Consider the following 24,088-nt stretch of genomic DNA (forward strand, 5'->3'; position numbering starts at 1 on the left):
TTCCCATGGAGAATATTGAACAGCGTAAGCAGCAGGCGCTAATCGCCCAGGATTTTTATCTATCCCATATGTCAATTGCGGATCTCTCAAAGAAGTATCACCTAAGCCGCTATTTAATTACCAAGGGGTTAGATGAAGCAATGGAAACGGGCTTGGTTGACATTAAAATTAATGCCCCCCTTGCCCGGAACTATGAATTAGAGGCTTCGCTTAAAAAACAGTTTCCGGTCCCTAATATTTACATCTTAAAGGATGCTGACAATCCAAATCATAACGCCGAAAACGTGATTCAATTTGCGGCGGGACAGGCCCAACTCCTGATTGAAGAAAGCCATATCGTTGGTTTGGCTTGGGGCGCAACCGTTTTTGATATGATTGATCACTGCCGAAGTACCGTTCGGGATGATCTCACTTTTACGCAGTTTATGGGTGAAAACATGCGGTATAACTCATTAGCGGGTTCCATGCGAATGGTTGAGAAGGCCGCTTCAAAGTTTAACGCCCACTACGTGACTATGGTTGGGCCCCTCTATATGGTTAATGATGAGGGTCGCCAACTCCTCCAGCAGGAACCCGCAGTTGCCCCGACGTTTAGTGTGGCCTCCCGAATGGATTGTATTCTAACGGGGATTGGAACACTTGCTTCGGTTGACTCCATCAGCGCATGGCGCAATAATAAGTCAGCAATTTTTCCGGGTATCGATCCGAATGAAATCGTGGGAATGCTCTATGGACGGCCATATGATATTAACGGCACGCTTCTGAATCAAAATGACGATAAGGTGTTAGGCGTAGACATGAATACCATTATGGCGGTCCCACGTCGACTAGGAGTCATTAAGAGCAAGTTTAAGAGTCGTGCCGCTCTGGGAGCGTTACGTGGCGGCCTGCTAACGGATGCCATTATGGATGAGGCCGTAGCCAATCGAATTCTAATGGAAGCCAACCAGACCGAATAAAAACCGCTCAGTATTAGGAAATTCCTAATCTGAACGGTTTTTTATTTGGCCCTTTCAAATCTTCTTGGGATGATTTATCATTTTAAATCCCAGCCTTGCATTATCAATGATTAATTCGATATGATATACCTATCGTCAACCAAGGGAGTAGCTACCCAAGCATGGCGAGAGCGAGTTTATTAAACGGTTTAGCCTTCCCAATCGCGAATAAGGGGGCGAGAACATGTTTAATAAAAGAGGTGAATGGGCATTTACCTAGCATGGACATTGCTAGTATTGTCGCGCGCCGCAATTGGCTTTGCCAAAGCTTACGCGATAATAAAAAAAGCTAACCACAACGGTTAGCCACCCAATAACCGAAACTCGCGACGGAACGGAGCCAGTGCAATGGCTTCGTTCTTTTAATTTCGATTACGGTTATTATAGCATGGTAGATTACTCATGACAAGAAGTGACGTCTTGACGCCAGTTGGCCAACCTCCCCTAAAAATGACTACCGAAATAATTATAAGTATTGAACAGCCACAATCTTTCCGGATAGCTAGACTAACAAACTCCCCCACCCGAGTCATCGAGTGAGGGAGTTTGTTTAGTGAAGCGAACCTTTAAGTTTTACCACATTCCGATCAGTTTCATCCATAGACCACCAATTCCGATCCAAATGATCAGGTAAACGGGGCCTAAAATGGCGTTCATTCGCCACCAATCCGATTGTTTGACGTAACCGGCCGCAAATAATACGCTGGCCGGGCCATTAGCGTAGTGGGTAGTTGATGCAAAGATACTTCCCGTAAAAGCTAACGCCATTGCGGCTAAAGATCCGGGAGTTCCGGCAGATAGTAAAATAGCGAGCAAGGCTGGGTACATGGCCGTCACGTGAGCTGTTCCGCTCGCAAATAAGTAGTGACTGTAGAAGTAGAAGAGGATAACAATCACGAACACAATAGCCCAGTTATACCCCTTCAAGGCACTCCCCATTGCGTTAGATAACCATGTAATTAAGCCTAATTTATTTAATTCGTTTGCCATAAAAATTAGCACTGAAAACCAAATCAACGTACTCCACGCTCCGGTCTCGTGTAAAATATCACTTACATCCAGAACACCCGTTACGAGTAACGCCGAAACCGCTAAGAAAGCGACTAAGGTGGCATCCATTCCCGTTAGACTGGAGGTCATCCACAGGACGAGGGCGACCACAAAGACCCCAGCCATGATTTTTTCGGCCGTACTCATTTTTCCCTGTGTCTTTAACTGATCCTCGGCCCAAGCCTTAGCGTTGGGCGTCTCCTTAATTTCTGGTGGATACATCTTGTAGATTAACCACGGAATAACAATAATACTAATGATTGCTGGAACAATTGCGGCGATTAACCATTCCATCCATGAAATATGAATTCCCCGTTGGCCCGCCATCGAAACGGCTAACACATTGGGAGCCATAGCCGTCATAAAGGTGGCTGCCGCAATAATATCACTATGAAAGGCAATAAAAGAGAGGTAGGCGCCTAGTTTACGTGAGGACGCCTGATCATTTGGGTGAGAATCAAAGGCGTTAGCTAAGGATTCCATGATGGGGAAAACGATTCCCCCAACCCGGGCGGTACTACTTGGCGTTGCAGGAGCGGTCACAAAGTCAACTGCCATTAATGAATAGGCTAAGCCCGTTGTTTTCCGGCCAAACCATTTAATGAAAAGGTAAGCAATCCGACTGCCCAGTCCCGTTTTAATAAATCCTCGGGACATAAAGTACGCGGCCACAATCATCCAAACGGTATTATTACCAAAGGCTTCCGCCCCTTCGTCCATGGTCGTAATACCAGCTAAGACCATTAGCGAGAAACCAACAATGGTTACCCCCGCGATGGGTAGCGGCTGCGTAATACAACCTACAATTGTTGCAACGAAAATTGCCAGCATGTACCAAGCGTTTAAAGCAATCCCTTCCGGTCGGATTGGGGTACACGCCCAAATAATGAGCCCAATTAAAATTGGCCAGGCCCATTTTTTCCATTGAAATTTTGCAAGAGTCATGATGTTCTCTCCCTACTTTAGATAGCGGCCTGCTCAACAATTTGTTTGAGCATTGCCGCTGAGTTCTGCATTTTCTCTAATTCTGAATCCGAAAGTGGCATCGTTAAGGTGGTAGCCCCATTTCGGTTAATGATAGCTGGCGACCCACAGTAGACCCCGGAAATCCCGTATTCACCGTCGAGTGCAGTGCCTACGGAAAGGACCAAGTTCTCATTATTAAAAATGGCCTTAGTTAACGTGGCTAAGCTGGTGGCAACCCCATAGAAAGTGGCCCCCTTTTGACTAATGATTTGGCCGCCCTTGGTCCGCACGTCAGCTTCAATTTGATCTAGATCAGCATTAGTGATCCCGTGATCCACCGCATACTTTCGAAGCGGTTGGTCCTTAACGGTTGCTTCATCATACGCAGCAAATTCACTATCACCATGTTCGCCAAGCACGTAGGCGTTCACCTCTAGGACGCTTACCCCTAACGTATGGGCCAGCGCAACTTGCAATCTGGCACTATCCAGTGAGGTTCCCGTTCCGATAATTCGATTCTTTGGAAACCCAGAAAGTTTGGCCGTGGCAGTCGTTAAGACGTCAACCGGGTTGGCCGATACTAAAAAGATCCCGTGAAAACCACTCTGAACGATTGGTTCAACAATCGCCTTGAGAATCGTCATATTTTTATTAACCAGGTCTAACCGGCTTTCCCCGGGTTTACGTGGGACACCCGCGGTGATTACCGCAATATCTGCGTCGCTTGCCTCGGAATATGATCCACCGTGTACATCAACGTTACCGTTAAAGGCGGTCACGTCTTCAAGATCCAATGAATCGCCGTTACTCTTACCAGGCTTTGTGTCAACGATCACGAGTTCATCGACCAGGTGTTGTTGAATCGCCGAAAACGCGAAACTGGAACCAACCGCGCCATCGCCGGCTAAAATTACCTTTTTATGTGTCATTTAGGTACCTCCAATATTTTCTATTTTAACGAGCGCTAAAACCGACCCGATATGTTTCTCATTTCACAAAAAGTATAGGCTACTTCATCCACTTTTTCAATATTTTTTAAAATTTGGCGTCTATTTTGCATTATTTTAAAATGATGTTTATAAACATTGCAAATTTAACCCTATTTTTACAATAGTTTCGACTTAAAAAATATTTTACTAATGAGTCATTATTTTTTACTTCAATCCCAAATCGGATTATACTATGAATCATCTTATAGCTGTTCAACCGAATGTTATTCGTTTGATTCTAAGGGAGGTAATTAGATATGGCAGAAAACAAGAAGATGTCTCGTCAAGAAGCAGGTCACAAGGGTGGAGAAGTTACATCACAACGTCACGGTAAGGAATTTTACCAGGACATTGGTCACGAAGGCGGCGAAACTACCGCCCAAACTCATGGATCAGAATTTTACCATGAAATTGGTGAAAAAGGTGGCCACGAGAGTCACAAACGTTCTTAATTGATTCCATCACTAAGCAACTGACTTTAATTACAGCTATAAGATGCTAATTACAGCAAAAAATCGCTGCGTTTACTAAAAAATAGTAAACGCAGCGACTTTTTTTATTTTTATCATTCATTAGCCAGTTGAGCCAAAAAGTCTAGGAGCACCTGGTTAAATTGTTCAGGCTGTTCGGCCATCACCAAGTGGCCCGCCTCGGGAATCACAACCGACGAACCATGTTCTGCTAACCTCGCCGTCACTTCGGCAAAATCGGAATCGTAGTACGGCGATTGACCACCGGCGACCACTAACAACGGTATCTGCAGCTCGCTAATAATGTCACGCCAGTCTTGAAAGGCGTGGTCAACCAGCAAATCATAGTTCGTGTCTGGATTATAGGGATTTTCAGCCGCCTGCTGCTTCATTCCGGCAAATAAAGTGGAATTGATTTGATGTGCCGTTGCCTTCCCTAGCGGAAACCTCAAGTAACCGGGAAAACTATCCCAGCCCAACTCTTTAAACCCAAATGGCCACGATTGATCAGCTATCATTTTAGGCGTTTGATCAATATCAACAACTCCCCGAACGTGAGCTTGGCCAACGAGACTAATTAGGGCAAAAATCGTTGAGGCCCCCATGGAATTACCGATTAGGACGGGACGGTCTAGTTTGAGCGCCGTCATTAACTCTTGAACGTCTAGGGCGTGCCGACTCATGCGCTGCCCCCTCCCCGTTCGCTGCGACTCCCCCTGATTACGCGCATCGATGTTAATAACCCGGTATCCAGCGGCCGTTAATGCCTGAACGGTAGGTGAAAAGACAACTCGATTTGCCCCAATCCCCGACAACAAAACGATGGGGCTTCCCGTTCGTTCCCCTAGGTCATCGTATTTGATCATGACGTGATCACTTGTTTTAAACTGCATGGTTAACCTCCCGACTTTTTCCTTAATTATACACGTTATTCTAAAAATCCTAGTCTTGTTTTTCTGGGCTAAAGTCGGTAAAATAAAGGAAGCAAACATATGTTTGGAGGATGATGAGTTGCAAAAAAGCGACTACTTAAACTTAATTGACCGGGAGCTCGTGTCTTCCCCCTGGTATATTCAGGAATACTATCAGGCTAAGGCCACCGTTCCATTATCTCCAGCAACGCTTTACCAGTATTTAACGGAATACCGTCGCTTCTTTGAATGGTTAATCCAGGAGGGTGTCACCCCTGTCAAAAAATATTGCGATGTTACCTTAGAAACGCTTGAACACTTAAAAAAAGAAGATATTGAGTTATATAAATCGTACTTATTGAACCGAACCAAGGAAAATGGTCGATCCCTATCGCGTCGATCCATTAACCGATCCCTAAATGCACTTTCCTCTCTCTTTAAGTACCTCACGGAGGATACCGAAAACTCGGACGGCGAACCCTATTTTTACCGTAATGTGATGCGCAAGGTTCATTTAGTTCGGGATAACGAAACTTACGCAACCCGGGCAGCCAATATCAAATCCGAACTCATGCTGGGGACAGATGACCATGACTATTTGGACTATATTGATCGGACGTATGAAACGACCCTGTCACCAACCCAAATGCGTTATTTTAAACGTGATAAACTCCGCGATTTAGCGATTAACGCCCTTTTACTAGGGAGTGGAATCCGGGTATCCGAAGCAGCGAACGCCAATGTTGACCAGCTAAATCTTAAGGTTGCAACCCTTGGTGTCACACGAAAAGGTGGGATGCGCGATACCGTTCCAATTGCTCCTTGGACGCTCCCCTTCATTCAAGCGTATATGGAGCAACGGGAGACCTTATACCACCCCCAATCAACCGAAAAAGCTTTATTTCTAACAACCTACCGGGGAAAGGGATCCCGAATGACCTCCAGCTCCATTGAAAAAATGGTTAGTAAATATTCGGCTGCCTTTAAGGTTCGGGTGACACCCCACAAACTCCGGCACACCCTAGCCTCTAAGCTATATCTAGCAACTAAGAATGAGCAATTGGTCGCTACCCAGCTTGGGCAGAATACGACAACTGCCACAGGACTCTACACCCATATTATTGACGACGAACAACGCAAGGGTCTGGATAAAATGTAACACTAAATAACGGGATGCCTTCCACATAGGAGGCATCCCGTTATTTAGTAGTGGAATGATTTGGTTTTTACCCGTAGCATCTTAACGACTAAACCAGGTTTACATGACGGCAAGAAGTGCTAAATTGACTATTACACGCATCCCCCATACCGCCCAAAAGTTATTTTGGGTTCTAGCATATAACAAGCTAAAGAGGATGACGGGACTTAATGTCCAAAAAGCGCCGGCCGAAAACATAGGTAATTCAGGGTGCCAGCTTAAATAAGTCATGTATAACAAGGTCGTTAACCCAATACAACTGACTAGGCAGGCGTGTCGTGAAAGGCCAAGCTTAGTAAAGAAGTACGGAAAAAGGCGGCCCTGTAGATAATAATGGAACAGCACGGTTTCAAAGAAGGGATTAATTAAAATACCAAAAACTAAAAGTAACCCCATCTGCCATCCGTGCTGGGGCGTCAAAATCACGGGACTAACGAATCCAGACCGGAATAACCCCGCCGTGACGGCGATAAAGGCAGCCGCAAATAATAATAATTGAGTGAGGTCCCGCACGCCAAAGTGTTCAGCACTTTCGGAGAGGTAAATACTTAGCATGCCGATAAAGATTGGAACGCTAATACATTCCAAAACCATTTGCCACCAAGCAAATTGAGCAACCGCAATCGAACCCATCCCGCATATTAAAATAAGGGTCGTCCAAGGTCCCCAAATACAATAGCATTCCGCTTGCAGTGAATGGGCCGATTTGACGTAGTGTGGGTTATGAATCACGGTTGCCGCCTCCTGATAGATTTGAGTTGATTATAACCGCTTTTTCAAAAAAATCCTAAGAATCCGTCAACGACTTACTTTTTAATGGTTTCCGTCTCCTTAAAAATTAACCACTTACTAAAGACGTAGTTAGCAACGACGATGATAATCTGATCAATTAACTTAACGACCAATGAATTTCCGTCCAATACGGAAATCCCAACCCACATGATGAAATCATCAAGGATTAACGTTAGGCCCCGGTAAAAGAAGAACTTAGCCGCCTCAACTAAAAGTGCTCTGGGGGTCGTGTAGTGGGAACCAAAGACCCAAACCTTATTCGTTAAATAGGCCACTAAAACGGATAAGAACCAAGCAATGGTATTAGCCACCTGATAGTTCCAGTGAAGACCCGAGTGCAGGCCAACAAAAGCCACAATATCAACTAGCGTCGTTACCCCACCCCAGAACAAGTAAAGGATAATCGTTTCGTATTTATGATACAAATCAATCAGTTTCTGCATAAGTGACACACAACTTTCAGTAAATTTCGTCATAAAAAAACGTCAGCGGCCTTTGCTGCTGACGGTAAAAACTTAAAGACGATTTTTTAGCGATTGAACAATTTGATTATTCAGCAAGAGGTAAATCAAAATAATTTGAATGGGGGTCATCAGAATTTCCTTAAGCAGTCGGGTTGGCAAAATGGCCCAAATTGGTGTTTGGTACATTAAATACAACCAAAGCGTGTTCAACCCCGCGTTAACAAAAACGGCAATCACTAATTGGGCAACAATGATCCGGCTCCAACCAACATGGTTCCGCCCGTAGAAGGCAACCCCATAAATAAGCGCCGCAACAACGGCTGAGATGGTAAACCCAATGAAATACTGGCCGCCCATCATGACGGTACCAATAATATCAACCAGGCCAGCCGCAATTGCCGCCCAAAACGGGCCAAACCACTCGGCCATTAGTGCAACCACTAGAAAGGTAAAACTGAACCGTAAATACTGGTTGCCAATTGTTAGCCGGCTCAATATTAATTGGGCAGCCATTAAGATCCCTAATGTGACTACCTGTAGCGTTGACAGCTTGCGTGGTCCAAATGCAAGTGTTTTCATAAGACAACATCTCCTAAATGGAGTTGTCCACATTCCTGCGGCCAATGCGAACGTAAAATCGCGGAAAAATCCTTCGTCTGGCGTTCACATTGCGTTCCACCAGCACTTAACGCTTTACGTTCTACTCCGTAAATTTTATTACATCGATCATTCTAACATAAATCCTTAGTTTTGCGGCCAAAAATCCAGATTAACAGCCATTATTAACCAGATCCTAATTTTTCCAGATTGACCTTAAATTCCTCAAAGAATAACCTAGGTAGTTTTACTAATTTAAATAAACCGTAATCAAATTATAAATACATATGGTAATCTTATATAGTTAGCGCTATGATTGAATAGTCACAATTTATAATTAATATTAAGATGAATTGGATTTATTTTTATAAACGTTATTGGTTTACCGTTTCTTACGTCCAAACCTGACGACGATAAAAGCTGAAAACGATATTTGGGAGGAACGCCGTACCATGATGATTAATATGAAAAACCCCGTTACTAACCAGGTTAAGCAATGTAAAGTTGGCTTTTCATGGACAACCTTTTTCTGGGGCTTTTGGCCAGCCGTTTTTCGGGGCGACTGGAAGTGGTTTGCGATTATTTTAATTACTGATTTAGTTTTAGGAGTCTGGAGCTTTGGGATTGGATCAGGCTTTATCAATCTTATTTTTGCTTTTATTTACAACAAATTATATATCAATGATCTTATCTCTAGCGGATGGCAACCTGCCGATACTGCTTCCCGTGATATTCTAATCAGTCGCGGTTTTATTACACCTAGTAACACCGCCCTTTAAAATAAAGCCAGGTGCCATATAAAACGGTTCCTGGTTAGGAAGTAACGCAATCCCACGTCTGGTGACCCCATAGCAGTTCGATTCTGCTGGTGGGAATTGAAACATATTACATATTCATTGGAGAGAAGACATGCAAGAAAATAGCAAGGTAACACCACAAGAAATTAAGGGATGGAACTGGGGCGCCTTTATGTTTAGTTGGATTTGGGGAATTGGAAATAAAACGTATCTTCCATTACTCAATCTAATTCCTGTTTTTAACATCGTTTGGATTTTTGTCACCGGCTTTAAAGGTAACGAATGGGCTTGGCAAAAGGGTAACTACGATAGCATCGATACTTTTAAACAAGTTCAAGCTACCTGGAGTCGTGCTGGATTAGTTAAATTTCTATTAGTCATTGTTGGGATTATTCTATACTTCATCTTTGTTGCCGGTATGGTCGCAACTTTTTTAAACAACTACTAAAGTCTCCCACTCTAACAGCAACTTACGGATTGACTTTATTTGAGAGGTTAATTTTGTACCCCAAAAGCAGTCCTTTCTAGCAATTATATAACCATACAAAAAGACTCAAACGTGATTTGATCGCGTTTGAGTCTTTTTCAGCCTGACTGAATCGATATCAATCATTCAAGATGATGGCCTTTCAGAGCTAGTATAAGTCGTTTCTCGGGTTAAGAAACCCTTTTTATACTTAAAATCTAGAATTTGACTAGCCTGGGGTGCAGTTACTTAATGCGGAACGGCCTACTATTTGGTGGTTTTTGTTTGCCTCTGCTTTACGCTTATAAAGGAAATAAGTTGCAAAAGAAATGCAATCTTAACCCCTTTATATCAGGCTTTAAGTATACTTTATTGTACGTGAAAACCCACAGATGAACTAGATGAATTTCAGACACTACTAGATATTCGCAAGGCCCAACTTAGTGCCTATAAATAGCACGTAAAAAATCCCAATTCGAGAATCTCTGACGTTATATCCTTCACCCCTTCTGACATTGTAACCAATAACCGGATAACGTTTCGATGCAGAAAATCAATGGTTTCACCTGTAATACTGAACCGCTGATGGTTACATATATCATAAGACATAATTAACATCTTACCTGTACGCACTGAACCGTCAGAGATTAGCGCAAGGAAGGTATCACCACTGGGTTTCACAAATGTATTTGCTTGATGCCACTTAATGGGATTATCATCAGTGTCCAGAAGGCGTCCTTTCTTCATCGGTCAGTACCTCTTCATAAACTTTGTAATCTAAAACATCCCCAAAGGACGCGGTGGCTTGCTTTACGTACTCTTTGAGGATATCATTGGTATCTAGATATAGATCAGCAGTCTGCTGTTGTTTGAGTGCATCGAGTTCCTCTTTCACTTCAACATTTCTTAGCAAGCGGTTCTCAGCTATCTCAGCCGTTCGTTGGTCAACTTGACAAGCCTTTTGGTAAGCCCAGGTAGCATTGAAACGTTGTAAGTAATATAAACAAAAGAGTTTTTGCTTTTCCGTAAGCGTCGAGTCTTCAAGTTCTTGGATAACATTTGGGGGTGCACCCTTTCAATAGGTGCGCCCCTTGCCTTCAGTTGCGTCTTTTTCTTAGAACCACGTTGCCAATCATAGCAACGCATCCAAGATTTTAATGTGTTAAGTGGAATATTATACTTAGTGGAAATATCCTTGTACTTCATCCCCGCTATATAATCTCGTTCATCCCGTCCGACTACTTTTTTCATTACATATCACCTACACCTCCAATTGGGCAAAATAAAAAGACGCCTAAGCGTCTGATCTTATGAATAAATTTTCTAAATCATTAACTTTTTTGTTATCTTGTCGAATCATAGTATCAGATCCATAGGCCTTCGTTAAGGCATCCCCCTGGATAAAATAATAGGTCAATTTTTCCAATAATCCCTCACCATTCGTAAAGAATGAATCACTATTAATTGCTTCTGCAAAGCCTGTTTCGCCTTTATCCGTAGTAAACTTCAAGACAATCCTAGAATAATAAGTATTATCCATGTCTTTGCCATTCCCAACGTTAATTCCATTATTATTTTTTAGATACGTTGTTGGGGGAGCAATATATAAATCCTGACCTTTCTTTAACGGACCTAATATAAATTTTTTATGATGCTGTTCTTCAGATTCCGGCGTCCAAAACATATCAGGGAATGTCTCAGATTTGGTTACCAAACAATATTCGCAGTAAAACGATAAATCAATTATCGGTTTGCCCAGAACGTCTGTGACACTAATAAAAGAAGTTCCGACAGGATCATTTTTAATTTTTTTCGATAGGGTTTCGTCCTCGTTATTTTCCATAATCGGAATCCAATAATTAGTTAAATTAGCATCACCCTTTAATGTTACAATATTGAGTTTCAAATGAGGTCGATGATCTTCGATTTCTCGTGCCCGTGTTAATTCATTTTGATGTCGCAGCGTTTCCTCTGATTCTTTAACTTGCCAAACAACCAATAATAAAGCAATAACTGTACCAATCGATCCGATCCATGTTCCTAGATCTCCAATACCATTGGCCTTTTTATATGTCACATAATGTGTAATCGTCAGTCCAATTCCTACTAATATTCCAAGTGTTAATACGCTTACTAGTTCTCCTCGGTCTCGTTTCAATATCTCTAACCTCCGTAAAATCAATACTTCGATTATACAGATTAGCAGTCTTTTTCGTGGACTCTTTTTTCTTTTTATCCTTTAGCCACTTCTCCAACCGTGCATCCGCGTTAACGAACGCTCTTGGTTCATAGCCAAACTTACTGTAAATCATATCCTTTGGGCACCCCTCCCAATATTATTTTTTGTGCACATGCCAATGACGCAAAAAGCCATGGTGAAGTTGCTAACAGCCAACGGTTGGATAAAAACAACCGGAGGCAAGGGGATCCTATATCAAAATGGAAAAGCCCGGCGAGCGACCCATTACTGTGCCACACGGTGAACTTAACAAATACACCGAACGTGGTATCAGAAAAGAAGCTGGACTGTTATAGTCAAGCTTCTTTGGCATATCAAAGGAGGAATGAACCATGCTTGTTAGTTATCCTGCCATGTTCTACTACGACGCTAGTGAATCAGTTCCCTACTTCGTCCATTTTCCTGATTTTAAAAACTCAGCCACTCAAGGTGATAGTATCTCGGACGCCATGTTTATGGCTTCTGACTGGTTAGGTGGAATGGTTGCCAGTTATATTGAAGATGACCAAGATATCCCAACGCCAACTTCCATCAATGACTTATCACTGGAAGGTAACAATCCCTTTAAGGATGATCCTGACTTCCAATTGACTTATGATAAGGATAAATCATTCATTTCGATGGTCACCGTTAACGTAACCAACTATATCGACGATCAGAAAACAGTGAAAAAAACTCTAACTATTCCCGAGTTGGCCGATAAAGCTGGTAAGAAAATGAAGCTTAATTTCTCAAAAACTTTAACGGAAGACATCGCGGAAAAGAAATTGCGTCAAAACTAAGCGGAGCAATTATGCTGCGCTTTTATTTTGCGTACAAAAATAGCCCAATCGCATAAACGATTGAGCATCTACCTATCGAATTGTCGCGCTCTATTTTGGATCTACAATATTTGGTGTTGATGAAGAAATTCATCAACACCCTTTTTGCGCATAACAATCGGATTCAGATTGAATTTATGCTACGCCCAGAAAAAAGAAAACAGTTCAAAAATGAACTGTTTTTCTAAATTAACTTTCATTAACACTATTTGATTTAGAGCCATTTATATTCTGTCGATATCAATCATCCAAGCCAGCGCCAATGCTTTTTCCCCTAAATGTGTTCCAATTACGGGACCAAACTCGCCCTGTTCAATGGGTAAATCAGGATACATTGCGGAAATTTTCTTAGTCCACTGGGCTCCCCCATCAGGATCATTAGCATTAATTACAATGGCACGGAGCGGATAATCAACGTTTTTAACCACCTCAGAAAAGAGAGTTTCCACGCGTAATAGAGCTTTTTTGCGGGACCGGACCTTTTCAAAGGCCACGATTTCGTGGGAGGTATCATCAAACGTTAAAAGCGGCTTGATTTTCAGGACACTCCCAATAAAAGCGGATGCGTTTGATAACCGGCCACCCCGAACGAGGTTTTGCAAATCATCGACAATGAAATATTCACCGATGGTTTTACGAATTTCGTCTAACCGGGTCATAATTTCTTCTGGCGTATAGGTCCCTGCCTTTGCCATTCTAGCAGCGGCAATAACTAAGTAGCCCATTAATTTAACGGTAATTTGTGAATCATATGGATACACCTTAATGCCATCGATTGACCCAGCGATGTTATTTAGTGAATTAACAAAACCAGAAATGGTACTAGCTAAATGAATGCTGATGACCGCTTCATAGCCCTCATCCGAAAGGCGTTGGTAAAGTTCAATCATCTCACCTAGTGGTGGCTGAGACGTACTTGGAAATGACTTAGAGTGACGGAGCTTATCATAAAATTCTTCATTAGTAATATCGACGCCTTCGTTATAGGAACGCCCGTCAATGACGACGGGAATCGGAACGACACTAATATTATTTTGTTTGACTTCATCGTCCGACAAATAGCTGGTACTGTCGGTGACAACAGCTATCTTCATTAACTTACACCTGCTTTGTAAAAAATAAGAATCACATAATTTTCCAATATTAAAAAGAATACCATATTTACTTTAAGAGCTCCAGCCGTCTCCCGGAGTTACGGTTTAAAAACGCCGTCCAAGGGATGACCAGGCAGCGTATGCGAAAGCCGAAGACCTAGGAGCCTAGCAAATGTTGGCGCTTCATCAATTAAATCAGCGTTAGCAAATTGACGGTTGGGAATAATTGCTGGCCCGTTTAACACCATCGTTGTGGCGTAGTTGGCCTTATCAGGTGAGTAGCCATGGACGGCTCGGTATCGGTCTGGCTGACCGATACTGGAGTCATCCACGGATAATACAATTTCAGATCCCTTGGCCTCATCCGTAAAGTAATAGCCTCGGTCAGCTTCAACCATAAAGGTACAATCCGGGTCAGCTCCCATGCTTACGGCCTCTTGCTTCGTATAAACGTGAGCAACCCCCGGAACATTTGTGATTAGTGCCTGCAAATTCTTAATGTCAGCAAACTGATGGGTATAAACGTAAGTTGAACCATCACATGATTTAGCCCAAACGTGCCAGTCATGTTTAACGGCTCCGTCCCGTCGCGCCCTTAACCATCCCGCCTGACGAAAAGCAACATTAAGGCGAATCATCTTGGTGACGTCAATTTGGTCGTGATCCCCTAATAACACAATATTAGTATCATCGGCTAATCCGGCGGATTGGACGGCCTGGATAATTTGACCAACGTGTTCATCCTGTCGTTGAAGAGCGGCGTTAGCTTCTTTGGATTGAACCCCGAATCGATGACGCATACTATCAAGACCAACTAAATGAATCATCGTTAAATTAGGCTGCTTAGTTTTAATCGTATCAATGGCGCACGCCGTAATAAAATTATCCAGTTCGGGCTGGTGAATTCCGTTTCTCAAGTGACCAAACTTATGGTTCATCTGCCAAAGGAAATAGGATGAACTTCCATGCAGAGACACTAAGGTTTGACTAGTCCAAATCCGGTTAGGGAAAATTTCCGCTAGGTTATAGTCAATTTCGCTTCCTGCGGTTACCGGCCATAAAAATGATGCGGTGGAATATCCGACGTCATGGGCTAATCCGTAAAGGGTCTTCGTCTGAATTGATTTTTGGTACCAAAACCAATCGGGCGAACGCCGGTTGGGCTGACGTTTGGTATTGTTAACAATCCCATGCTCACTCGGGTACCGGCCCGTCATAATTGTTGTGTGTGAGGGATAAGTTAACGATGGATAGATTCCATCGATTGCTTTCACCCAGGTTCCCGTCTTGATGAGTTGATTAATATTTGGTAAGTCATTTCTGCTTGTGGCGAGGTCGCGGGCTGCCAATGCATCAACAGAAATAACGATTAGGTGCTGATTCCCCTTCATGTTATCGAGATCCTTCTCTCACTTGACTATTGGTCGCTACTAACTCGCGTAAGGCTTTTATCGAGTCGGTTTAGCAAAATTTGGAGTAAGTTCCGTTCATCTTCAGGCCAATGATCAAATACGGAATCCGAAAGGGTTTCAAACTGTCCGTTAACTTGAGTTAACGCTTCTGCTCCCCTTGCCGTCATTGAATAAATCAGTTGCCGTTTATCTCGGCCAACCGCGGTCTTAGTTACAAATTCTTTCTTCAATAGCCCCTTTAACTGACGACTTAGGGTTGAAGTATCTAACGAAGTAACTTCCGATAATTTTTCCTGGGTGGTAATCCCTTCGTTAATATGCCCTAATAAAATCCATTCAGAAACGGTAATATGATTTTTTTTAGTTAATTGTTGTAGTAAATGCTGGTGGGCTTTGCTAACGTCTAATAGTGCCAATAAGTTTGATTTCATCTTTATCCCTCCATAATTGTATTGTACAATAACTTATTTGCTTAATACAAGCTCAATTTGAGTTGAAAACCAGGAATTCTTTGCACCGACTGTCTTTTGCCGGTATACTTAGTGTAATTATTCTATATAGAAAAGAAGTGGCTCCTATGTCGTTTGATGGTGCTTTTACGCATGCCATGGTTCATGAATTAGATACCACGCTTTCAACGGGCCGCATTACTAAAATTAACCAGCCCTACGATAACGAGGTTGTGGTAACGGTTCGGGCAAACGGACACAATTACCCCTTGTTATTATCCGCTAATCCAACCTATGCGCGGATTCAAATTACGACGATTCCCTATGTAAATCCTCCGGTCCCAACTAACTTTACCATGATGATGCGTAAGTATCTGAGTGGTGGAATTATTCAATCTGTCACTCAAATGGCTAATGACCGGGTCGTTCGAATTAATTTAACGAGTCGAAACGAATTAGGCGACCAACAAAATCTCATCCTGATCATTGAAATTATGGCACGCCATAGTAATGTAATCTTAGTCGATGCGGCTTCAATGAAGATTTTAGATGCTATTAAACACGTTGGCTCAGATCAAAATCGGTACCGGTTACTTCTCCCGGGTGCCCAATATATTGAACCCCCAAAACAGGAACTCACAGATCCCTTTGGTGGACCACTAGCCAACTTAGCAGAAACGGTTGCTAACTACCCCAATGTTGAAGTTTTGGCTAAGGAACTTCAGCATCAGTATCAGGGATTGGGTAAGGATACGGCCATTGCACTAGCCGATGACCTTCACCAACCGGGGGATTTAGTGGATCTGTTTAATCATTTCTTCACTCGTTTCAACGATCCCCAACCAACCTTAACCATTTACAGTAACAACAAAACAAGTTTTTCGGCCTTTCCTTATCCGGCTCCTGAAGATAGTCAACGGGACGAGGATTCAACGTTAAGCGAACTTTTAGACCATTACTACTCTGATAAAGCTGAACGGGACCGCGTTCAGCAGCAGGGATCCGTCTTAATCCATGTGGTACGCAATGAATTAAAGAAGAACCGAACCAAACTCAAGAAATTGCAGCAGACCCTCTCACAGTCGGATTCAGCCGATGAGTACCGCATCCGTGGGGAAATTTTAACCACTTATCTAAGTCAGCTTAACCGGGGAATGACCAGTATTGAGCTTCCGAATTTCTACGATGAAATGAAGCCGATTCAAATCACCCTTTCAAACCAACTGACCCCTAGCCAGAACGCCCAGAAATACTTCAAGAAGTACCAAAAACTCAAGAATGCTGTTGCTTACGTTAACGAACAAATCACGCTAACGGAAGCCAACATTAACTACTTTGATAGCATTGAATCGCAGATTGAACTGGCGGCGCCTAAAGACTTAACTGATATTCGACTTGAGTTAGAGCAAGGCGGTTACCTGAGGGATCACGATCATAATAAAAAGAAGAATAAACGAAAAGCAAAAGTATCGGCTCCCGAAACGTTTACTTCGACCGATGGCGTTAAAATCAGCGTCGGTAAAAATAACCTGCAAAATGATAAACTGACGCTCCATACGGCAAAAAAGACGGATATTTGGCTCCACGTCCAGAAAATGCCAGGGTCACACGTTATCATTCATGATTCTCACCCCTCTGATGCCACCATTAAAGAAGCGGCAGAATTAGCGGCCTATTTCTCAAAGGGACGCCAGTCAAGCAACGTTCCCGTAGATTATGTCCAAGTTAAACGCGTTCATAAGCCAAACGGTGCTAAACCAGGCTTCGTTATTTTTACGGGACAAAAGACCATATATGTTACACTGGACGCAGAAATTGTTAATCAATTAAAATAATCTAAATAAAGCCCATCGATTTTTGATCGATGGGCTTTTGTATATCACAAAAAGGATTTAATCCACATAATAATAAGTACTTGTATCTAACAACCTATTAACTTTTTCCGGCAAATTGCTCACGGCAAGTTGGACATGTAATTTCAATTTTTCCGTGGCCCCGGGGAATCCGAATTCGCTGATGACATGCGGGGCAATGGAAAAATTTATAGTGCCGGGATTGAATAACTCGACGTTTAAGTCGGCTAAAGGGGCGAGTTAAAGGCAGCCACACCCGTTCAAAGCCCCGGTTTAATCGTACCTGTAAGTATATTTTTTTGGAAAATAGGTGCCAGTAAGCAAACCCAATTAAGATTAACGCCCCCCAATTTAACCAACCTAGCCGGCTGACCCAACTAACGATAATTAAAATGAAGGCTACCGCCATACTCACCTTATAGAGCGAGTCATTCTGGCCGTATCGGCCAATGAGCCATTTCTGGGCTTGGGCTATCCGATCCGCCCTTGTTTTCGTTCGCACATGATTACCTCCCATTATTAATCAATAAAACTACTGTACCGAAAGCAATTTTTGATTTCAAATAGTTTCACAAAAAACGTCGAGGTAACCGGTTAGAGTTATCTCGACGTTTTGACAGATAAATAATACCCTGTCTACCTTAAATCGTTGGATTCATAAGTGACTTAAACGCATCCGCATCAGCTAGGATATCTTGACCGAGACGGTCAGCCGAGCCAAAGATTAGGGCTGCCCCCGCCTCTTGTGCGGACGTCCCGGGGCGATTGATCGTCCTTAACTGTCTAAACGGAAATTCTCCCGCCATTAGGGCAATTCGGTCTGGATGAAGGTTGACCTTAATGCGGGCGAGTTCCTTCTCGTTAATTGACCCTACGTGCAACCGGGTCAGCATTCGAACCCAGTTAATTCCGGTTGCCTTGCTCAAAAAGGCAATTTCAGTTAACCGAGTTGGTCGAATCCCCACGGCCTCAAAGCCCTCTGCGGTTTTCTTAAACAGAACTTGAACCATGCCGCGTAAATGATGCGTTCTTGCCATCGCTTGGGCCAGACTAACTAAGTGATCATCCGCTCCCTGAGTTTGTGCTGGCAGCCGGAGGACAGTGACGTGGGCTGTACCATGTTGATCCCCCGGGGTTAGCATATCGATTACCCCCACGGGAATCACCTGGTGATCTGTAACAAACAGGGCAACGCTGACATCCACTTCACTGGGTTTCACCAACCCCGTTTCCTGGTCGGGCGGCAACACGTGAATGTTAGTCATTCTTTTCTTTAATTCACGGGTTAAAAAGTGTCGGTTACCTGGGACAATAACCATTTTCGGCTGTTCAAGGTCAATAATATTCAATACGTCCCCCAGCTGAATGGGATCGAGATACTGCTTGTCCGAAAATTCCGGAACCATACTCAACGAATTGGGATTCGTATTGACCATAATGGTCCGATAGCCCGATCGTTTCAGCTGCTTTAACATTTCGGTGGTGAAATAGTCGGCCGCCGTATTGGGGCCCAACTGATTACCGCCCCGACCGAGAACCAGAACGGTTTCGCTGCCTAACCGTTCTGATTCATTTTCGTATTCGAACGTACTGTAAAAACTGGTGGTATGCTCATCAAATTCACCAGCGGTTGGTTCAATCATTTTATACGTTGGGTGCATGCCGCCCTCAACGGCTAATTGGCGTACGGCTTCAGTTTCTACGTTCCACATTCCGGCAATCATCCCATCCCCAAACCCATAATAACGTGCAACGTTCAGGGTTTCTAAGTCCATGGGATGATCCTGAATTCGCTTTTCAATTTCTAACAGGTGCTTTAGCTTATAGAAATAAAACCCGTCAACCCGGGTAATTTCGGCTAATTCATCAACCGAATACCCCCGCCGCAGGGCCTCAATTAAGACTAACACCCGGTTAGCTAACGGGTGAATTAATTGGCTAATCAGTTCGTTATCATCAATTCCACTAACACTTGGTAAAACATCCCGGGGTGAGAATTGTGAGCTCCGCACCCCCTTAAGAATGGCCTCTTCTAAGGATCGGCCGACTCCAACCGTTCCCCCGACTGATTTCATCACGGTATCTAGGTGTTCATCGGCATCGGGAACATCCTGAAACGGCCAAAGTGGTAACCGAACGACGATATGATCAGGGGTTGGTTCCATTAAAGCCGTCTGTTTAGCGTAATTCTGCGGCAGTTTAATGTCTGGAAGTGTCACACCCATGATGAGGTTTGCGGCGACTAACGCCACGGGATAACCCGTAGTTCTTGCAGCCAACGCCATTCCCCGGTTATTGTAGGGAGAAATTTTCGTAATAAAATAGTTTTCAACTTGCGGCTCTAAGGCAAACTGAACGTGTAATGCTCCCTCAATATTTAATGCTTGTGCAATTTTGAAGGTAGCATCCCGCAACCGTTGATACTCCCGATCCGTTAAGGTTTGGGCCGGCGAAACCAAGATGGAATCCCCTGAATGGATGCCAATCGAATCCACGTTTTCAATACTGTCAATAAGCACCCGGGTATTGGCCGAATCCCGGACCGCAACCATTTCAACCTCTTTATACCCAACAATGGATTTCTCTAGGCTGCACTGATGAAACCGGGACTGAGAAAAGCCCAGCTGCACCGCTTCATATAAATCCTCAGGCGAATCACAAATGACCCGATTCGCATCATAGTGGGAGGCAATGGGCTTGACAATCAGCGGGTAGCCAATCTGCATTCCAATGGTCAACGCATCGTCACTGGTGCTCACCACTTCCGTTTCGATGTGAGGTTCATTTAAACGGGTTAACGTTTCATTCATTAACGTGGGATTATTGATCTGATTAAGCGTGGTTTTTGGCATCCCCAGTAGTTGAACCTGATTATCCGCCAGTACCCCATTTTCTAAGAGTTCCTGGGTAATTCGTATGGCTAGAATCCCGCCCAGACTGGGAATGAGGGCCTCTGGCTGTTCTCGCTCAATGATGTGCTGGACATTATCCGTCGTGACCGGTTGAATAAATCGATTACTGGGCTGCGTTTCTTCCAGCGCAACGGAAAAGGGATTGTTATCAATCAGTAGCACTTGAATTCCCATCTTTTTTAAAACGGTCAACGTTTGAACGGTCGCATCGTCCAACTCCGTTTCATGACCGATATTTGTGGGACCCGCCCCGATAATTAACACTTTATGAATCGTTGTTAGGTCAATTGCCATGGTTTATCCCTCCCGAGAGCCCATAATTTCCATAAATTCATCAAATAGATCGCGATTATCGTCGGGACCTGGCCCGCCATCGGGGAAAAACTGAACGGAAAATGCCGGAAAGTCACGGTGCCGTAAACCCTGCACGGTGCCGTTAATTAAATCAACGTACGTCGTAATTAATCGTTCCCGGTTGATGGACTTTGCTTCAACAGCATAGCCTTGGCCCTGAGAAGCAAAGACAATATCATTTGTAATGATTCGGCGAATGGGATGGCTGCTTCCGTGGTATTCAGCGTCTAACGGGACCACATTTGCTCCGTTGGCTAAGCCAAATAATTCGTGCCCTAACCCAATAGCAAATAGCGGAATTCGTTCCTCCACCACTTGAATCATCTCCAAGACCGACTGGGGCAAATCCATTGGCGATCCCGGCCCAGATGACAAAATCACGCCGTCTGGATCCAGGTTTAAAATATTTTCCGCAGTCGTATCCCATGGGACTACGGTCACGTTACACCGCCGTTCCGACAGCTGACGTAAGAGTCCGTTTTTAAGGCCAAAATCAATAACCACAACGTTATAACCCGTCCCTGGATTAGGATACGGTTTGGGTGTCGCTACGGCGGCTACCTGCCGGTTGGTTAAAACGGTTGCATGTAATTGATCAAATGCGTGGGCATCATCCACGGCAACGATACTACCGTTCATGGGACCAGCATCACGCAATTTACGAATTAAATGCCGGGTATCAATCCCACTAATTCCGGGAATATTATGCTGCTTTAAGTAAGTATCTAGCGTTAATCGGCGCGAACGATCCACCGAAAAATTCGTGACATCTCGAACGACCATTCCCTTGGCGGTCGGTAAAATGGATTCATAGGCATCATGACTAATTCCAGTGTTGCCGATTGATGGCTGGCTAAAAATGATAATTTGATTATGATAAATTTGATTGGTTACCACCTCTTGGTAACCCGTCAGGTTCGTATTATAGATAAGTTCACCCGTAGTTGTCGCTTCGGCGCCGAACCCTTCACCCCGGTAAGATGAACCATCCTCTAAGATTAGATAGCGTTCTGCCATATCAACAGGACTCCTTTGATGAAGTCAAATTCTACTTTCGGTCTGATTTGTGGACGATTTCAACGTCGTCGTGACCATCAATTTCACTGACTGAGACTTTAATGCGTTCACTTTGTGCACTGGGGATATTTTTACCAACGAAGTCGGCCCGAATAGGAAGTTCACGGTGGCCACGGTCAACTAATACGGCTAAACTTATGGACTTCGGTCGACCAAGGTCCATGACAGCACTCATTGCTGCTCGAATAGTTCGGCCCGTGTAGAGGACGTCATCCACTAAAACGACCTTTTTATTTTCAATTGTGAAGCCACTCTCCGCACTAATAACGCCGGCCGATAGCTCTTTCGCCCGATCTTCGGCACTAATGTCATCCCGGTACGCAGTAACATCTAACTCGCCAACGGGGACGACGACGTTTTCTAGTTGTTGAAGCCGGTTAGCAATTCGCTGAGCTAGGTAAACGCCACGGGTTTTAATGCCCAAAATGACGACGTTTTCGACCCCTTTATTTCGTTCGATAATCTCATAGGTAATCCGAGTTAAAGCCCGCTGCATGGCCATTGCGTCCACTACTACCTTAGACATTTCAGTTCCCCCTTCAGTTTTATCATTTGGTTGCTAGTTGCAAAACCGGCGGGTCTTCCCACTAAATCGGGAAAACTCGCCGTAAGTTCAGTTTGTTTTTTCCTATTTTTAGGATAGGAAATCTATACCAGTTTGTCAACAACTAATCCGGCCCGTTGTCGCAACTTCGCAACCGTTTTCTGAAAGAGTTCAGGAGCATTGACCCGAAAAACCAGCTGTTCTTTGGTTACCGGATGATAAAAACCCAGTTCTTCAGCATGGAGAAATTGCCCGTGGCCTGGCAACGTCTGCTTTGGACCGTATAACGGATCGCCCGCTAAGGGATGGCCAATGTACGCAAAGTGCACCCGGATTTGGTGGGTTCGTCCCGTTTCTAACCGGCAGCTAATTAACGTGTATTCGCCGTACCGTTCCAAAACCTGAAAGTGCGTCACTGCACGCCGACCATCGGCAACAATTGCCTGCTTTTTCCGGTCCTTAGGCGACCGGCCGAGGGGCGCATCAATGGTACCCGTCTCTTCCTTAATGTTGCCGTGCACTAGTGCAACGTATTCTCTCAGCGACGTTTTATCCTTTAACTGGGCTGATAGACTTCGATGAGCCCGGTCATTTTTAGCCACCATCAGCAGTCCGGAGGTATCCTTATCAATTCGATGCACGATCCCCGGCCGGAATTCACCGTTAATGGTTGATAAAGGACTATGAAAGAGCAGCGCATTCACTAACGTCTGATCTGGGTGGCCGGGCGCAGGGTGAACAACCATTCCCTGTGGTTTATTCACCACAAGCACATCGTCATCCTCAAAGATAATATCCAGTGGAATATCCTGAGGTTCAAGTGACAAAGAGGTCGGTTCTGGGATTTCAATGGTAATTTGATCACCAGGCTGGACTTGATACTTTGCTTTTTCCCCGTGACCGTTGACGAGCAACCGGTTTTCATCAATGGCCGTTTTAACCTGTGATCGACTAAGATCAACAATTTGGTCGCTAACGACCTTGTCTAACCGGCCGGTTTCATCATGAATTTGAACTTCGTAGTTTGGCACACTGCCCGCCCCCAATTCTAAAATTTTTCTGCCTGATCATCACGAATAATGGTGATTAGAATAATAATGACGCCAACGGTTAAACAAAGGTCAGCAAAATTAAAAATCGGAAAATTAATAAAATCTAATTGAAACATGTCAATCACGTATCCGTTGTGGACCCGATCAATAAAATTGCCAAATGTTCCTGCTAACATAAAGGCCAACCCAATTTCATAGCCCCGGTTGTCTCGATCATTCCGATACCGCCAAAAAAAGTAGCCTAAGGTACCAATTGCAATAATCGTTACCAGGGTAAAAAACCATTGCTGACCCTCTAAAATACTCCAGGCGGCCCCCGAGTTTCGCAGATTAGTCAATGAAATAACGTTTGGAATTAGTTCGTGAGTTGCACCTAGCGGAATGGATGCGGCAACCCACAACTTAATCAGTTGATCTGCCAAGATTAACAAACAAATGGCAACGATTAGAATAATAAACAAGAAATTGAACCTCTCTTTCCGATTTCGGGTTATAAACGAGTATATCACACCCTAAATTAGGCGGTGACGCACATTTTATAGGCTAAAAAAGGATAACGGCCAAATCCATCTGGTCATTATCC

24 protein-coding genes, 1 pseudogene and 1 riboswitch are annotated in these 24,088 nt (G+C 43.8%); of the genes and pseudogenes, 8 read left to right on the forward strand and 17 right to left on the reverse strand.

The window, feature by feature from the left end; genetic code table 11:
- The first annotated feature begins 5 nt into the window (after nt 1–5).
- Complete coding sequence (locus DCM90_RS01280) at nt 6–959, forward strand: sugar-binding transcriptional regulator (RefSeq protein ID WP_109249551.1); 954 nt, start codon at nt 6–8, stop codon at nt 957–959.
- Nucleotides 960–1,571: 612 nt separating this feature from the next.
- Here DCM90_RS01280 and DCM90_RS01285 read toward each other — a convergent pair.
- Nucleotides 1,572–2,993, reverse strand: a complete 1,422-nt coding sequence (locus DCM90_RS01285; protein WP_109249552.1) for a DASS family sodium-coupled anion symporter — start codon at nt 2,991–2,993, stop codon at nt 1,572–1,574.
- Between the two features lie 17 nt (nt 2,994–3,010).
- Nucleotides 3,011–3,943, reverse strand: a complete 933-nt coding sequence (locus tag DCM90_RS01290) for an L-lactate dehydrogenase (RefSeq protein ID WP_109249553.1) — start codon at nt 3,941–3,943, stop codon at nt 3,011–3,013.
- Nucleotides 3,944–4,260: 317 nt separating this feature from the next.
- Here DCM90_RS01290 and DCM90_RS01295 point away from each other — a divergent pair, with 317 nt between their 5' ends.
- Nucleotides 4,261–4,455, forward strand: coding sequence for a KGG domain-containing protein (locus DCM90_RS01295; protein ID WP_109249554.1), 195 nt, complete (start codon nt 4,261–4,263; stop codon nt 4,453–4,455).
- A 113-nt stretch (nt 4,456–4,568) separates the two neighbouring features.
- Here DCM90_RS01295 and DCM90_RS01300 read toward each other — a convergent pair whose 3' ends face one another.
- Nucleotides 4,569–5,366, reverse strand: coding sequence for an alpha/beta fold hydrolase (locus tag DCM90_RS01300; protein WP_109249555.1), 798 nt, complete (start codon nt 5,364–5,366; stop codon nt 4,569–4,571).
- Nucleotides 5,367–5,484: 118 nt separating this feature from the next.
- Here DCM90_RS01300 and xerS point away from each other — a divergent pair, with 118 nt between their 5' ends.
- On the forward strand, nt 5,485–6,543 hold the full coding sequence (xerS, locus tag DCM90_RS01305; protein ID WP_109249556.1) for a tyrosine recombinase XerS: 1,059 nt from the start codon (nt 5,485–5,487) through the stop codon (nt 6,541–6,543).
- Nucleotides 6,544–6,642: 99 nt separating this feature from the next.
- On the opposite strand, the gene DCM90_RS01310 is transcribed toward xerS, so the two are convergent.
- The 3 genes from DCM90_RS01310 to DCM90_RS01320 form a co-directional block, all read right to left on the reverse strand.
- Nucleotides 6,643–7,314, reverse strand: coding sequence for a CPBP family glutamic-type intramembrane protease (locus DCM90_RS01310; protein ID WP_109249557.1), 672 nt, complete (start codon nt 7,312–7,314; stop codon nt 6,643–6,645).
- A gap of 74 nt (nt 7,315–7,388) precedes the next feature.
- Nucleotides 7,389–7,817 carry a GtrA family protein gene (locus tag DCM90_RS01315; protein WP_109249558.1) on the reverse strand — a complete coding sequence of 143 codons (429 nt, stop codon included), beginning with the start codon at nt 7,815–7,817 and terminating at the stop codon, nt 7,389–7,391.
- Nucleotides 7,818–7,889: 72 nt separating this feature from the next.
- On the reverse strand, nt 7,890–8,417 hold the full coding sequence (locus tag DCM90_RS01320) for a folate family ECF transporter S component (RefSeq protein ID WP_109249559.1): 528 nt from the start codon (nt 8,415–8,417) through the stop codon (nt 7,890–7,892).
- 36 nt (nt 8,418–8,453) lie between these two features.
- A riboswitch (THF riboswitch) is annotated at nt 8,454–8,548 on the reverse strand.
- Between the two features lie 339 nt (nt 8,549–8,887).
- Here DCM90_RS01320 and DCM90_RS01325 point away from each other — a divergent pair.
- Both DCM90_RS01325 and DCM90_RS01330 read left to right on the forward strand, forming a co-directional pair.
- Nucleotides 8,888–9,214, forward strand: coding sequence for a hypothetical protein (locus DCM90_RS01325; protein ID WP_109249560.1), 327 nt, complete (start codon nt 8,888–8,890; stop codon nt 9,212–9,214).
- Nucleotides 9,215–9,344: 130 nt separating this feature from the next.
- On the forward strand, nt 9,345–9,680 hold the full coding sequence (locus tag DCM90_RS01330) for a ribonuclease G (protein ID WP_109249561.1): 336 nt from the start codon (nt 9,345–9,347) through the stop codon (nt 9,678–9,680).
- Between the two features lie 736 nt (nt 9,681–10,416).
- Here DCM90_RS01330 and DCM90_RS01340 read toward each other — a convergent pair.
- Both DCM90_RS01340 and DCM90_RS01345 read right to left on the reverse strand, forming a co-directional pair.
- Nucleotides 10,417–10,752: a terminase small subunit gene (locus DCM90_RS01340; protein ID WP_109249563.1), complete on the reverse strand. Its 336-nt coding sequence runs from the start codon at nt 10,750–10,752 to the stop codon at nt 10,417–10,419.
- 240 nt (nt 10,753–10,992) lie between these two features.
- The gene (locus DCM90_RS01345) at nt 10,993–11,856 is read right to left on the reverse strand and encodes a hypothetical protein (RefSeq protein ID WP_165815169.1); all 864 of its coding nucleotides are present in this window, start codon (nt 11,854–11,856) and stop codon (nt 10,993–10,995) included.
- Nucleotides 11,857–12,049: 193 nt separating this feature from the next.
- Between DCM90_RS01345 and DCM90_RS01355 the strand changes: the two are divergent.
- Both DCM90_RS01355 and DCM90_RS01360 read left to right on the forward strand, forming a co-directional pair.
- Nucleotides 12,050–12,233 (forward strand): annotated as a pseudogene (locus DCM90_RS01355) (type II toxin-antitoxin system HicA family toxin).
- A 36-nt stretch (nt 12,234–12,269) separates the two neighbouring features.
- Nucleotides 12,270–12,719 (forward strand): type II toxin-antitoxin system HicB family antitoxin, encoded by a 450-nt coding sequence (locus DCM90_RS01360; protein ID WP_109249566.1) that lies wholly within the window; start codon nt 12,270–12,272, stop codon nt 12,717–12,719.
- A 263-nt stretch (nt 12,720–12,982) separates the two neighbouring features.
- On the opposite strand, the gene DCM90_RS01365 is transcribed toward DCM90_RS01360, so the two are convergent.
- From DCM90_RS01365 to DCM90_RS01375, 3 genes are all read right to left on the reverse strand, one after another.
- Entirely contained in the window at nt 12,983–13,852 is an 870-nt protein-coding gene (locus DCM90_RS01365; RefSeq protein WP_109249567.1) for a DegV family protein, read from the reverse strand.
- A gap of 98 nt (nt 13,853–13,950) precedes the next feature.
- Nucleotides 13,951–15,243 (reverse strand): alkaline phosphatase family protein, encoded by a 1,293-nt coding sequence (locus DCM90_RS01370; protein ID WP_109249568.1) that lies wholly within the window; start codon nt 15,241–15,243, stop codon nt 13,951–13,953.
- A gap of 26 nt (nt 15,244–15,269) precedes the next feature.
- Nucleotides 15,270–15,695 carry a MarR family winged helix-turn-helix transcriptional regulator gene (locus DCM90_RS01375; protein WP_109249569.1) on the reverse strand — a complete coding sequence of 142 codons (426 nt, stop codon included), beginning with the start codon at nt 15,693–15,695 and terminating at the stop codon, nt 15,270–15,272.
- A gap of 146 nt (nt 15,696–15,841) precedes the next feature.
- Between DCM90_RS01375 and DCM90_RS01380 the strand changes: the two genes are divergently transcribed.
- On the forward strand, nt 15,842–17,548 hold the full coding sequence (locus tag DCM90_RS01380) for an NFACT RNA binding domain-containing protein (protein WP_109249570.1): 1,707 nt from the start codon (nt 15,842–15,844) through the stop codon (nt 17,546–17,548).
- 97 nt (nt 17,549–17,645) lie between these two features.
- Here the strand turns inward: DCM90_RS01380 and DCM90_RS01385 are convergent, their stop codons facing one another.
- The 6 genes from DCM90_RS01385 to lspA all read right to left on the reverse strand — a co-directional run bounded on the left by DCM90_RS01385 (nt 17,646) and on the right by lspA (nt 23,966).
- Nucleotides 17,646–18,068, reverse strand: coding sequence for a Zn-Finger Containing protein (locus DCM90_RS01385; protein WP_225365931.1), 423 nt, complete (start codon nt 18,066–18,068; stop codon nt 17,646–17,648).
- A gap of 139 nt (nt 18,069–18,207) precedes the next feature.
- On the reverse strand, nt 18,208–20,772 hold the full coding sequence (locus DCM90_RS01390; protein ID WP_109249572.1) for a carbamoyl phosphate synthase preATP-grasp domain-containing protein: 2,565 nt from the start codon (nt 20,770–20,772) through the stop codon (nt 18,208–18,210).
- Between the two features lie 3 nt (nt 20,773–20,775).
- Complete coding sequence (locus tag DCM90_RS01395) at nt 20,776–21,849, reverse strand: carbamoyl phosphate synthase small subunit (RefSeq protein WP_109249573.1); 1,074 nt, start codon at nt 21,847–21,849, stop codon at nt 20,776–20,778.
- A 31-nt stretch (nt 21,850–21,880) separates the two neighbouring features.
- Nucleotides 21,881–22,435: a bifunctional pyr operon transcriptional regulator/uracil phosphoribosyltransferase PyrR gene (gene pyrR / locus DCM90_RS01400; RefSeq protein WP_109249574.1), complete on the reverse strand. Its 555-nt coding sequence runs from the start codon at nt 22,433–22,435 to the stop codon at nt 21,881–21,883.
- 122 nt (nt 22,436–22,557) lie between these two features.
- Complete coding sequence (locus DCM90_RS01405; RefSeq protein ID WP_109249575.1) at nt 22,558–23,484, reverse strand: RluA family pseudouridine synthase; 927 nt, start codon at nt 23,482–23,484, stop codon at nt 22,558–22,560.
- Between the two features lie 17 nt (nt 23,485–23,501).
- Nucleotides 23,502–23,966, reverse strand: a complete 465-nt coding sequence (gene lspA, locus DCM90_RS01410) for a signal peptidase II (protein WP_109249576.1) — start codon at nt 23,964–23,966, stop codon at nt 23,502–23,504.
- Nucleotides 23,967–24,088: the final 122 nt, after the last annotated feature.

It is taken from the genome of Levilactobacillus bambusae (assembly GCF_003124125.1).
Classification (GTDB): domain Bacteria; phylum Bacillota; class Bacilli; order Lactobacillales; family Lactobacillaceae; genus Levilactobacillus; species Levilactobacillus bambusae.